Below are 13,221 nucleotides of genomic sequence, written 5' to 3'. Positions count from 1 at the left end.
GATTATGATGTGTATAAGAGAAAGGTGGGTCGCGATGTGCCGGATGTAGTCGGCGGGCAGGGGCCAGAAGCCGTCCGGGCCGGTGGGGTCAGCGCCGTCTGGGCCGGCGATGAAACCGTCGAGGGTGGTGGCGATGTAGTACACCAGATTGCGCAATAGGAGGTTCTCTTCCGTGATGTTCGTGGCCGGGGTGCCGGCCCGGGGGAGCGCGGGGAGGATGTCAGGCGGTGTGCGGGGTGACCCACTCGACGAACTGGACGATGACTTTGTTGGGGTCGGTGACCTGGAACAGGCGCTCGCCCCAGGGCTCCTGGCGCAGCGGCATGGTGATCTCGACGCCGGCGTCGCGCAGCCGCTCCTCCTGTTCTTGAAGGCCGCTGGCGAGGGTGAAGGCCAGGATCAGGCCGCTGGCGTGCTGGTCGCGTTGCTCGGGCGGCAGTACCTGGATGCCTCGGGCTAGCAGCACGATACCGACCGCGTCGGGGCGGGTCAGCGACGCAAAACCGTCGGCGGCGTGCTGGAGGGTGTAGCCCAGGTGGGCGGTGAAGAACTCCTGGGAGGCGGTGACGTCGTCAACGGTCAGCGACACGGTGGAGGCGGTGAACTGCACGAGTCTCCTTGATGTGGTTGAGCGGGTCAGTAGCGTAGCGTCATTGGGCTCGTGGTAAACTTGCTACGGACGTAATTATAACTCGGGTTCTACAGGGTGTCAACATAAAGATGCGACGAGGGTAAGATTTTCTCCATGGCCATCCCCGCACCCGCCGCGACCGCAGGGCTACGCGAGACCAAGAAGCAGGAGACTCGGCAACTGATCTCCGACCACGCGACCCGGCTGTTCATCGCCCAGGGCTTCGAGCAGACGACCATCGCCGAGATCGCCGCAGCCGCCCGCGTGGCCAAGAAGACGGTCACCAACTACTTCCCACGCAAGGAAGACCTGGCCCTGGACCACCAGGAGCAGTTTGCCGCCTCCCTGGCCGCCGCCGTCACCGCCCGGCGCCAAGGAGAGTCTGCGCTGGCCGCACTGCGCCGCGCGTTCGCCGATGCCGTGGCCGCTCAGGACCCCGTCGCCGGGTTCTCCGGCCAGCAATTCGCTCGAATGATCGCCGACAGTCCGACCCTGAGCACCTGCCTACGCGGTCTGCACGACCAGCGCGAACAGCAACTGGCCCGAGCCCTGGCCGAGGCGACCGGTGCCCACCCCGACGACATCACCGTCCAGACCGCAGCCGGCCTGCTGAGCACCATCCACCGCGTGCTGTTTCACCGCATACAAACCCTCACCCTCGCCGGACGCCCCAACGACCAGATCGCCCACACCATCGCAGCCGAAGCCACCGAAGCCTTCGACCTGCTGGAACCCGCCCTGTCCGGCTACGGCACCGCCTGACAGGCACATCCGCCCGCCCGGCTCGGGGACCTTTGGCCGCCCGCTGGAGCTGCACAGGCACCTGGATCAACTGCTTCGTGTCGCTCCGGGGGTGGAAGCTGCCGCCGGGCCAACACCGCCCGCGTCGGACGCTTCCTCCCCGGCATCGGCCGCGACACCCAAGCGGCGGCGAGTCGCGGGAGCTGGCGCGGTCCAGTCCTCGACTGATGCGGGCCAGCGCAAGCCGGTCGGCAGCGTGGTCGCGGCCGGCGTCGGCAACCCAGTGCCGATGTCCGCTACCGACTGCTCCGCCGTTCGTTCGGGCGTCGATGTCCCGCACCGCCCAGCGGGGGATCGGTGCTGCTGCTTGTCCCGGAGCCAGCCGTCGATCCACTGCTTGGAGAGTTCGTGAGTATCCGGGACGTCACTCGAGTTCGGCGCGCAGTTTCCCCGCGTCGGGGTGCCCCAGCCCGTCGAAGATGCGCAGCGCCTCCTGCCGGGACCGCCGCGCCGAGGCCGGCTCGCCCGCCAGGTCGTACGCGGCGGCGAGCTTGGTCAGGGTCTGCCCTTCGTTGTTGAGGTCGCCGGCCTCCCGGAACAGCTCCAGCGCCCGCCGGTAACCGGCCACCGCCTCCCACGGCTCGCCCCGCTGGTGGTGGATGTAACCGAGGCTGTCCCAGGTGACCGCCTCACCGAACCGGTCACCTGTTTCCCGCAGCAGGGCCAACGCCGCCCGGCAGTCGTCGAACGCCTGGTCCAGCTCACCCAACTGCGCGTGCTGCCAGCCCACCGTGTTACGGGCATTGGCGGTCATCACCGGGTCGCCGAGCCGCTCGTACCGCAGCATCGCCTCCCGCGCGTGGTGCAGTGCCTCGCGGAAACGGCCGTCACGCTCCGCCACCCAGGACAGGTTGCCGTGCACCTGCGCCGCCCCGGCGTCGTCACCGCACCGACCGTACAGTGCCAGCGCCTGGCGCAGGTGGCTGTCCGCCTCGCGCAGCCGGCGCAGCCGGCTGTAGGCGCGGCCCAGGTTGCGGTGGGCGTGCGCCCGGGGCAGCGGCCCCGCGTCGTGTCCCGCCGCGTCGAGCGCTGCGTGATGCACTGCGACGTAGTCGTCCCAGTGTCCCTGCCGGTCGAAGTAGGTCACCAGGGCCCAGGCCAGTTGCCAGCGGTGAACGTCGAAGCCGGCCGGCGCCGTCAGGACGAGGGCCACGAGCACGGGGTGCTCCACGATGAACCACCGCATCGCCGCCTGGGCATCGGCCGGCGTCTCGGGGCGCACCCCGGCCTGGGGCGGCGCCAGCGCGATCGCGTCCCGTTGGGGGTTCAGCAGCCGATCCGCAGCCAGCGCCGTGTGCAGGTAGTGGTCCAGCACGCGGTGCGTCGCCATCCGCCGCCGCCCCTCGTGGTCGAGGGTGCGGACCAGTTCGGCAGCGTACCCGCGCAGGAGGTCGTGCATGCCGTACCGGCCCGGAGACGGCTCGTCCAGCAGGTGGGCGCGGGTGAGGGCGACCAGCGCCCGGCGGGCCACCTCTTCGTCAACGCCGGTCAGGCTCGCTACGGCGGCCACCGAGACGCTCGGCCCGGGGTGCAGGCCGAGCAGCCGGAACACCCATGCCGTGGTGGCGTCCAGCGTCCGGTAGGACACCGCGAGCACGGTGCGCAGGTCGTTGCGCGGACCGCCCCCGTCGAACCGGTCGAGGCGGTGGTGCGCGCGCAGCTCGGCGGCGAGAGCCGACAGCGGGAACGAGGGACGGCCGGCGGCCCGCGCCGCGACGACGGCCAGGGCCAGCGGCAACCGGGCGGCGGCGTCGATGATCTCCCGCACCGCCTGCGGTTCCCGGCGCACCCGGTCCGCGCCGAGCCGCCGGGCCAGCATCTGGCACGCCTCTGCCGGCGAGAACAGGTCGAGCGGCACCGGCACCGCCCCCTCCACGGCCACCAGCCCGGCGAGGTCGGTCCGGCTGGTGACGAGCGTGAAACAGGACGCCGTGCCGGGCAGCAGTGGGCGCACCTGGTCGGAGTCGCGGGCGTTGTCCAGTACCACCAGCATCCGCCGGTCGGCCAACAGGCTGCGGTAGAGGCCCACCTGCGCGTCCAGGCTGGTCGGGATCCGCCCTGCCGGCACCTGCAGTGCGTCGAGCAAGCCGCGGACCGCCTCGGCCACGGTCATGGCCGGGCCGGCGGGATCGAACCCCCGCAGGTCCACGTAGAGCTGCCCGTCGGGGAACCGGGCGTGCGCCCGGTGCGCCCATAGCACCGCCAACGCGGTCTTGCCCACCCCGGCGGTGCCGGTGACCACGGCGATCCGGGCCCCGGACCTGTCGCAGGCCGCGTCCAGGTCGGCGAGCTGTCCGGCACGGCCGACGAAACCCGGCAGCTCGGCGGGGAGCTGCCGGGGCACGGTGACCGGCAGCTGCCCGCCGGCCGCCGAATCGTCCCCGCGCAACAGCAACTGCTGTGCTCGTCGCAGTACCACACCCGGGTCGACACCGAGCTCGTCGGCGAGTCGGGCCCGGACAGCCGCGTAGACGTCGAGCGCCTCCGCGGTCCGGCCGCAATCGTGCAGGGCGAGCATCAGCTGGGCGTGTAGCCGTTCCCGGAACGGGTCGGCTTGCACCGCCTGCCGTAGCGGGCCGACCATCTCGGCGTGCCGCCCAGCGGCAAGCTCGGCGTCAAACCACTCCTCAATCGCGGCGAGGCGGCGTTCCCGTAGCTCGGGACCTCGGGCGGCGCGCATCGACTCGGTAGTGCCGCCCATCTCCGGCCCGGGCCACCGGGCCAGGGCCCGGCGCAGCAGGTCGGCCCGCGCGGCCGGGTTGCTGGTCTCGCGCTGGGCGCGGGCCACCGCCTCGTCGAAGTCGTGCAGGTCGAGCTCGCCGGGCCGCACACTGATCAAGTAGCCGGGTGGGCGACGAACAATGGTCGCCGCGCCGAGCCGCCGGCGCAGGCCTGACACGTACGCCTGCACCTGGCCGCGAACCGTCGCCGGCCAGGTCTCCCCCCAGGTGAGGGCGACGAGCTGTTCCTCCGAAACCACCCGGTTGGCGTCCAGCAGGAGCGCGGCCAGGATAGTGCGGGGTTTGGGCCCACCCAATGGCACCGGCACCCCATCGTCGTGGACCGTCACCGGCCCCAACAGGTGGTAACGCCGGCCCCCGTTCCGGTCGTTCATCGCCCCACTATGGATTATCGTCGCTCGATCAGCTGGCCCCGTTCCCAAGCTGTGAGCCGCGTCATCACGCCGGTAATCCGCATGCCTTCCACCGGTCACCCGAGCACCGCCGGCCGTTCATCGATACGGGTTTCCCGGCCTGCCGGTCGAAGGGTTTTCGAAGCGACTGTCCCTACCGTGACGCCTGCCCTGATCCACGGGGATGTCCGCATCGCCGACGATCCCGCCGCCCCTCGTGTTGCGGACCGCCCGGGCAACGCGCAGGTGAGCGACGCGGGGGTGGAAACCGTCCGCCCCCGCCCGACCGGCGCGCGGGCGTCACCGGGACGGGGCCCACACCGACGGCGAGAGACGCCTCGGATCACCCAGGAGGTCGTGGTGGCTAGACAGGGAAGAAGATGGGGCCGGGCCCTCAGGGCCGGGCATCCCGGCGGTGGCAGCCGTCGGATCGCGGCGGCGTTGAGCGTCGTGCTGGCGGCCGGCCTGGGCATGGCGGTGCAGGCCCGACCGGCGCAGGCGGCACCGCTGCTGGGACCGACGGCACCTGCGAGCGAGCCCGACGGGCCGCTGCGACGGCCGGACGAGCCGGCGGCGCTGGCCACCGCGCGGCTGAGCGGCAAGCGGGTCCTGATCAGCGGCCGGACCACCGAAACCACCCAGTTCTGGGCGCTGCCCAGCGGCGCGGTCGAGGCGGAGATCAGCGCCGGGCCGGTGCGCGTGAAGGGCGACGACGGCGGCTGGGTCGACGTGGACACCACCCTGCGGCGTAACCCGGACGGCTCGGTGACGCCGACGGCACACCCGTACGCGCTGAAGCTGTCCGGGCCGGCCGCCGCCGGCGAGCACAAGTTGATCCAGCTCGGCACCGGCGGGCAACAGTCCAGCCTCGGCTGGTCCGGCCGGCTGCCCGAGCCGACCCTCGACGGCGCCACCGCCACCTACCCGGAGGTCCGCCCCGGGGTGGACCTGGTGGTGACGGCGACCCGCACCGGTTACGAGCAGACGCTCGTGGTCAAGAATCGGCAGGCTGCCGCCCAGGTCCGGCAGATCCGCCTGCCCTGGCGCACCCCGGGGGCGGCGACCGCGGCCGCGACGAGGGCCCGCCAGCTGCCAGCGCTGATGTGGGACTCCCGGATCGACCGGGCCTCCGGGGAGCGCACGCACCGGGCGGCAGTGGGCGTACGACACGAGGGCGCCGGCGCGAAGTCCACGCTGGTGCTGACCCCCGACGCCAAGTTCCTCACCGACCCGGCCACCACCTACCCGGTAATCATCGACCCGTCGCAGAGCCTCGGCCCGAACTTCGACGCGTTCGTGCAGAACACCTACACCACCGACCAGTCGACAGCGACGGAGTTGAAGCTGGGCACCCACGACGGTGGCTCCACCAAGGCCAGGTCGTTCCTGAGTTTCCACAGCCTGTCCTGGCTGTGGGACAAGCGGGTGACGGCGGCGACCCTCAGCCTGTGGAACCATCACTCCTACTCCTGCTCAGCCCGGTCATGGGAGGCCTGGCAGGTCAACCCGGTCAACAACACCGCCCGGTGGACCGCTCAACCGGCCTGGCTGGCGAAGGCGGGCACCTCCACCGAGACCAAGGGCTTCAGCACCTCCTGCGGTGCCGGCCGGGTCAGCGTGCCGGTGACCCTCGCCTTCCAGAAGACCGCCGAGGAGCGCTGGCAGACCTCGAACATCGGCCTGCGCGCCACCAGCGAGACCGACAGCTACGGCTGGAAACGGTTCCACTCCGCCGAGGGGGCGAACCCGCCCAAGGTCACGCTGACCTACGAGTCGAAGACCACGGTCACCACCCAGGCCACCGCGCCGTCCACCATCTGCGCCACCGGCGCTGACCGGCCGTACATCGCCAGTCTGACCCCGCAGCTACGGGCCCAGGTCACCGACGCCGACGGGTCCTCCGTGCACGCCACCTTCGAGTGGCACGCGGTCGGCGGCGCGCTGATCGGGTCGGCGACCGAAGGGCCGGGCGCGTCCGGTTCCTGGTTGTCGACAACAGTCCCAGCCGGGGCGTTCGTCGAGGGCGGCAGCTACGCGTGGCGGGTGCGCGGCAGCGACGGCGCCGAGGCCGGCGTCTGGTCGCCGTGGTGCGAGTTCACCGTCGACACCATCGCCCCGTCGGCGTCACCCACCGTCTCCTCGACCGCCTACCCCGCCGGGCAGTGGGCCGGGGCCGCCGGCACCGCCGGCAGCTTCACCCTCGGTGCGGCCGGGGTGGCCGATGTCGCCGCCTACGAGTACGGGCTGGACACCAACCCGCCGACCCAGGTCGTCAACGCCGCCGCGCCGGGCGCGAACGTGATCCTGTCGCTGACCCCGGCCGCCGACGGCCCGCACACCCTTTACGTGCGCACCCGCGACCGGGCCGGCAACCGGTCGCCGCTGCGCGCCTACGCCTTCTCGGTGGGCGGCGGCGCGGTGACCAGCCCGCAGACCGGCGACATCACCGCGGCGAAGACCGCGATCACCGGGGTCGGCCGGTCCACAGCCACCGGGGTGACCTACCAGTGGCGGCGCGCCGACATCGACGCGTGGGTCGAGATCCCCGCCGCGCACGTCACGGTCGCCGCCGGCGGCGGGAAGGTGACCTGGCCGCTGCCGACCAGCGGCGGCGGCGAGTTCCCGAAGCTGAACTGGGACGTGGCCGCCACCCTAGCCGGTGCGGACGCGCAGGCGGTCCCCCGGGACGGTCCCCTGCAACTGCGCGGCACCTTCGTCGGCGGCACCGCCGGCGCGTCCGGCGCGATCCGGATCACCTTCGACCGGGACCAGGCAACCGCCGCCACTGAGGAGATCGGGCCGGGCACCGTCAACCTGATCACCGGTGACCTCTCCGTCACCGACACCGACGTGTCGGTGGACGCCTACGGCAGCGACCTGACCGTCGGCCGCACCTACCACAGCCGGCGCTCCGCCCAGACGGACGCCACGGCGATGTTCGGGCCCGGCTGGGTGTCCGGAGCCACCGTGGAAGAGGCCGACGCGGCCTGGACCGGGCTGACCGTGTACGGATCGCTGGTACAGGTCGGCACCACCGACGGGGACACCGTCGGCTTCTCCCGGCGCACCGCCACCGTCTTCGACCCCGAGGTCGGGATGGCGTCACTGAAGCTGACCCACACCGCGACCACCGACACGTACACCCTCACCGACACCGACGGCACCGCCGTGACGTTCAACCGGGTCACCGGCGCTGCCGCCGGCCGGTACGTGCCCACCGCCACCCGCACCCCGGGCAGCGACCAGACCACCACCTGGAGCTGGGAGCGGGTGACCGTCGCGGGGCAGGAGGTGCTGCGCCCGACCCGGATGCTCGCGCCGGTGCCCGACGGGGTCAACTGCGCGACGCTGAACCGTGGCTGCCGGGCGTTGACCTTCCGGTACGCCACCGCCACCACCGCCACCGGCGGCGCGGAGGGCACCTGGGGCGACTACCTCGGCCGGGTCAAGGAGATCGCGTTCACCGCCTGGGACCCGGACCAGGCCAGCCCCGCCATGCGGACCGTCGTGCTGGCCCGTTACGCCTACGACGACGCCGGCCGGTTGCGGGCGCGGTGGGACCCCCGGCGGGACCGGGCCGACGGCGGCGTCGTCCGGCACCAGTGGGAGACCTACGCGTACCAGGCCGACGGGGTGCTGTCCACGGTCACCCCGCCCGGTCAGGAGCCGTGGCGATTCCGCTACACCACCATCCCCGGTGACCCGGGCGCCGGCCGGCTACACCAGGTGAGCCGGTCCGCGCTCGCCGCCGGCACCGCCACCGACACGGTTGTCTACCGGGTGCCGGTCTCCGGCGGCGGCGCCCCGTACGACCTGTCACCGGCCCAGACCGCCCGCTGGGGGCAGTCCGAGGCGCCGACCGACGCCACGGCGGTCTTCCCCGCCGACCAGGTGCCCTCGGGCAACCCGGCGACCGGCGTCCTGCCGTCGAGCTGGGAACGCGCGTCGGTGACCTACCTGGACGCCAACGCCCGCGAGGTGAACACCGCCGTCCCCGGCGGGCACGTCACGGCCACCTGGCGGGACGCGCACGGCAACGTGATCCGTTCGCTGACCGCCGCCAACCGGGCCCGGGCGTTGAACGAGGCGCCCGGCGACACCCCGGAGCGGGAGAGCAGCCTCGCCCTGGACCACTCCACCGAACAGGTCTGGTCCGACGACGGGCAGCGGCTGCTGTCCACCCTCGCCCCGCGCCGTGAAGTGGTGCTCCCCAGCGGCGCCACCGTCCTCGGCAGAACCCTCACCCGCAACACCTACGACCAGGGCGCGCCGTCGACCGGCGGCCCGTACCACCTGGTCACCACGCGGGAGGACCTCGTCCGGCACTGGGGGCCGACCGGTGTCGAGGTGGACGCGGACAAGCGCACCACCAGCACCGCCTACGACTGGTCGTTGCGCCAGCCGACGGCGACCACCGCCGACCCGGGCGGACTGGCCCACACTGTGCGCAGCAGCTACGACCCGGGCACCGCGGTGGAGACCTCGACCACCACAGCGGCCGGTGGCAGCTCGGCGGACACCCCCGCCACCCGCCGGACGGTTGTCTACCGGGCCACCGCCGGCTCCGGGCACCCCGAGTGCGACCTGCGGCCGGAGTGGGCGAACCTGCCCTGCCGGGTACAGCCGGGCGGGCAGCCGGCCGACGGGCCGGAAGTGCCGGCGACGGTTACCACCTACGACATGTTCCACCAGCCCCGGGTAATCACCGAACGCACCAGTGCCGGAGTGCTGCGGACCACCAACACCAGGTACGACGGGGCGGGCCGCGAGTACGAGACGACGGTGACCGGGCCAGCCGGCTCCGGCACTGCCGTGCCGGCCGAACGCAAGGTGTACGACCCGGTCACCGGGCTGCTCGTGCGGACCCAGTCGGTCAGCGGCGGCACGGTGATCGCCGAGATCGTGCGCGGCTACGACACGTTGGGCCGGCTGACGTCGTACACCGACGCCGACGGCAACGTCTCGACCACCACGTACGACCTGCGGAGCCGAGTGGCGACCAGCACCGACGGGCGGGGCACGAGGGTGCATACCTACGACGGAGGCGCCGAACGGCGCGGGCTGCTCACCTCCGTGCACGACAGCCAGGCCGGCCTGTTCACCGGCGGCTACGACCCGGACGGCACCCTGGTCTCGGAAAGCTGGCCCAACGGGGTCGTGGTGAACCGGCAGGTCGACCCGAGCGGTGAGCCGATCGCGGTGGCGTACACCCGACCGGGTTGCGCGGCCACCGACTGCACCCTGTTCCGCGAGTCGGTGAACCACTCTGCTCACGGCCAGGCTCGGGAGATCGTGAGCACGCTGTCGCGCCGGGCGTACCGCTACGACCAGGTCGGCCGGCTCACCCAGGTCCAGGTCACCGCCGGAGAGGCCTGCATCACCCGGGCGTACGCCTTCGACGCGGCCAGCAACCGCCGGTCGGTCACCGAGTACGGCCCGGCCGGCGACGGAGGCTGCCAGGCCACGAGCCCGGCGGCGACCCGGACGTGGAGCTACGACACCGCCGACCGGGCCACCACCGCCGGGTACGCCTACGACACGCTGGGCCGTACGACAAGCGTGCCCGCTGTCGACACCGCGAACCCGGCCGGCGGGGAGACCACCGTCGGCTACCACGTCACCGACCTGGTGGACACGATCACCCAGGGCGGGCGGAGCACCGACTACCGGCTTGACGTCGACGGCGAACGGATTCGTTCGTGGACCGACACGGTGGGTGCCGCGACGGTCACGGCCGTACACCACTACGACGGCGACGAGGACGCTCCGGCCTGGACGCAGGAAGACGCCACCGACCACACCCGTCCGGTCGCCGGGCTGGCGGAGCTGGCCGGGATCTGGAACAGCGCCGCCGGCGTCGTCGGTTGGCAGTTGACCAACCTGCACGGCGACGTGGTCGCCACCATCCACGGCGACGACGCCGGCCTGACCACGGTCGGTGAGACGTCCGAGTACGGCATCCCGGCCGACGAGGTCGGCGAGCGCCGGTACGGCTGGCTCGGCGGCAAGCTCCGCGCCGCGGACGCCCCGTCCGGGCTGGTGCTGATGGGGGTCCGGCTCTACAACACCGCCACCGGACGGTTCCTGCAGGTCGACCCCGTCTACGGGGGCAGCTGCGGCCGCTACGAGTACACCTGCGCAGACCCGGCCAACAAACTGGACCTGGACGGCAAGCGCATCTGTGTGTGGAAGTGGTGCTGGAACCGCAGCGGCGGCCACGGCAAGACCCGATGGTGCGGCACCTGCTGGATCAACCACGGCGCGAAGAAGTTCTACAAGTTCACCAACAAGTGGAAGAAGCGCGGTAAGCGCTACGGCAAGGCCTGCGCCTACGGCGCGTTCGGCGGGGTCGTCGCGGACTCCATCAAGAACCGCAAGGCGTTCCGAGGCAAGTGGCGCTCATGGGGCTACGCCGGCTGCTTCGGCTTCATGTACACCAAGTGGTCACGGGGCCGGTGGTGACGGTCGGATGACACCGCGGGCCGGGCCGGGCCGTTCGTTCGTACCGGCCCGGCCCGGCCCGCGCAGCCGGCGGGCGGATGCCCGCCAGCACACGTCTCCGAGTTCGCCTTCAACGGTGGCGGAACCGGTCAGCGCCGCGCGTGTCCACGCCGTCGCGTTCTTGGTGGTAGCCGACGTGCGGCACGCGTACCAGGTTGTCGAGTGAACCGCCCCGGTTCTTGTAGGGACTCCACAGGATCCGGGGCGGTTCATACTTGCGGTGGAGAGGTTGGCCGCTGGCTGGCGAGTCGGCTTGAGTCTCCGTTGGGGGGAGACGCGAGGGTGGGGCATGGACGGCACCGAAACCGAGGAACCGGCGAAGCCCGCGATGACTCCAACCGGCACGAGTCGGGAGGCGATGGCCCATCCCCGCCTGCGTTCGGCGGCGAAGTAACGACCGAGGAACAGGAATCCGGCGCGGAGTGCGATGAAGCCCACCGCGGCGCTGAGCATGTGGATGGCACCGTGCGTGCTGAGCGAGCTGGCCGGGGCGTCTGGCGTGCCGGGCGGAACCCAGCGCCGGGTCGGCGGCGAACACCGCGGCGAGTACGAACGAGGTCGCAAATACGCCTATCAGCCGTGGCGCCCGGGTGGTCGGCCCCAAGGTGACCACCTCAACGGTGCCTGGGCCCCGCACGTATCGCCTCCGCCATCAGCGCACGACCGAGGCCCTTCCCCCGTGACTGCTCAGATACGACAAGCCACTGGACGTGATAGGTCTGGGCCTTCGTCCCGAACAACAGCCCACCCGCCATCGGGCCGAACCAGCACTCCACCTAGGCCGTCAGGCAAGGAAGCCATGGATGTCGTGCTCTCTCGCAAATCTGACGATCACCCGAGCAGTCTGCCAGGAACGGGGCGAACCCTGCCTGACGCGTCACTATGCTCCGGCAGAACCTACCGCCGGTGTCAGCGGTGACCTGAGGGCGTGACGAGCTACAAGGAGTTGCGGGCATGCGTCGTCCAGTTCGATTCGAGCCAGGCAGCGAGGTGACCGGCTTGCCGGTCACCAAGCTGGGTGGACATCCGGTGTGGCTGCGGACTCCGCAGTGGCCGGTGTCGGGGTCGCTCGGCGAGCCGATGACGTTCATCGGTCAGTTCCGCCTGGACAGTGATGACGAGTGCCGCGTGGCCTACCTGTTCATGACTGACGGCGACGAGTACGTCGATGGCACATGGGAGCCTGAGGGTGGCGAGAACGCCGTGATCATTCAGCCTGACGGGTCGGTGCCAGCCTTCTACGCTGTGAGCGACCTTGACGAGGGTCCGTCCTGGCCACATCAGCGACACGCGGCACCCTCGTATGCTGCGGTCCCTTGTCGGCGCTGGCGGCATACCGCGCCGGTGTGACCGAGATGTGCCGCTTGAAGTGACGCGTGAGGTGGGCTTGGTCGTGAAAGCCAACGTCGGTCGCGACCTGCGCCGCCGGCATACCTTGCAGCAGCAGGTTCCGCGCCGCCTCGATGCGCTTTGCGACGACATACGCGTGGGGGGAAATGCTGTACCGTTTGGTGAAGCTTCGTACGAGATGGGGCACGCTGCGGCCCAGCAACCGCGCGGCCTGGTCAAGCGTGACGTTCTCGGTGATGTGGCCGTCGAGATACTGCCGGAGCTGGTCAGCGATGGCGGGTTCCGGCTCATGGACGGTCAGCGGGCGTCGTCGAAGCCGTTGTCGGAACCGCTCGGCGATCAGCGCAAGGTGTGCTTCGACATCGAGTGCGTCGGGTGCGACGAGGCGGTTGTGCAGCGCGCTAATTGCTGCCCGCAGGCTCGCGTCCTGGAAGGTGGAGGCGTCGACGGCGCGGCCGACGAGGTCCAGCGGGAGAAAGCCGCTGTCCAGGTACAGATTGCGTTTGCGGAATGAGCCGAAGCGTTCCGCTGGGTACCCGTTGTGGATCACGCCGGGGGGCAGGACGCTGACCGTCTCCGCGACGGCGCCGTGGTGACGCGTGTCGAGGTCGTACCGGATAGCGCCATGATCAACGATCAGGACGGTCCATGTTTCGTGACAATGCTTGGGGTACCGGTAGTGCGCGATCTGTGCGTGGAAGACCTCCGCGATTCCGGCGACACCCGGCCGCCAAGCAACGACCCGGCACGACTCGGGCAACGGCTCGCTCACATCAAGAACGTACAAGACTCGCTACCCCGAGCC

General features: G+C 71.4%; 7 protein-coding genes. 2 read left to right on the top strand and 5 right to left on the bottom strand.

Features of this window, described 5'->3' with window-relative positions; translation table 11 throughout:
* Positions 1-220: 220 nt before the first annotated feature.
* Positions 221-610, bottom strand: a complete 390-nt coding sequence (locus tag E1165_RS02490) for a VOC family protein (protein ID WP_132387239.1) — start codon at positions 608-610, stop codon at positions 221-223.
* A gap of 135 nt (positions 611-745) precedes the next feature.
* On the opposite strand from E1165_RS02490, the gene E1165_RS02485 reads away from it, so the two are divergent.
* Complete coding sequence (locus E1165_RS02485) at positions 746-1,393, top strand: TetR/AcrR family transcriptional regulator (RefSeq protein ID WP_132387237.1); 648 nt, start codon at positions 746-748, stop codon at positions 1,391-1,393.
* A 403-nt stretch (positions 1,394-1,796) separates the two neighbouring features.
* Here E1165_RS02485 and E1165_RS02480 read toward each other — a convergent pair whose 3' ends face one another.
* Entirely contained in the window at positions 1,797-4,547 is a 2,751-nt protein-coding gene (locus E1165_RS02480) for a BTAD domain-containing putative transcriptional regulator (RefSeq protein ID WP_132387235.1), read from the bottom strand.
* Positions 4,548-4,925: 378 nt separating this feature from the next.
* Here E1165_RS02480 and E1165_RS02475 point away from each other — a divergent pair, with 378 nt between their 5' ends.
* On the top strand, positions 4,926-11,027 hold the full coding sequence (locus E1165_RS02475) for a DNRLRE domain-containing protein (protein WP_132387233.1): 6,102 nt from the start codon (positions 4,926-4,928) through the stop codon (positions 11,025-11,027).
* Here E1165_RS02475 and E1165_RS30615 read toward each other — a convergent pair.
* From E1165_RS30615 to E1165_RS02460, 3 genes are all read right to left on the bottom strand, one after another.
* Positions 11,010-11,630, bottom strand: a complete 621-nt coding sequence (locus E1165_RS30615) for a DUF998 domain-containing protein (protein WP_165945122.1) — start codon at positions 11,628-11,630, stop codon at positions 11,010-11,012. The two genes, E1165_RS02475 and E1165_RS30615, sit on opposite strands and share 18 nt — an antisense overlap.
* Positions 11,631-11,680: 50 nt before the next feature.
* The gene (locus E1165_RS30610; protein ID WP_371687288.1) at positions 11,681-11,821 is read right to left on the bottom strand and encodes a GNAT family N-acetyltransferase; all 141 of its coding nucleotides are present in this window, start codon (positions 11,819-11,821) and stop codon (positions 11,681-11,683) included.
* Positions 11,822-12,273: 452 nt separating this feature from the next.
* Entirely contained in the window at positions 12,274-13,188 is a 915-nt protein-coding gene (locus E1165_RS02460; RefSeq protein WP_243704553.1) for an AraC family transcriptional regulator, read from the bottom strand.
* Positions 13,189-13,221: the final 33 nt, after the last annotated feature.

Source organism: Micromonospora sp. KC723 (assembly GCF_004348595.1).
Taxonomy (GTDB): Bacteria; Actinomycetota; Actinomycetes; order Mycobacteriales; family Micromonosporaceae; genus Micromonospora.
The sequence above is the reverse complement of the archived record's forward strand: the minus strand, read 5'-3'. Positions and strand labels throughout refer to the sequence as shown.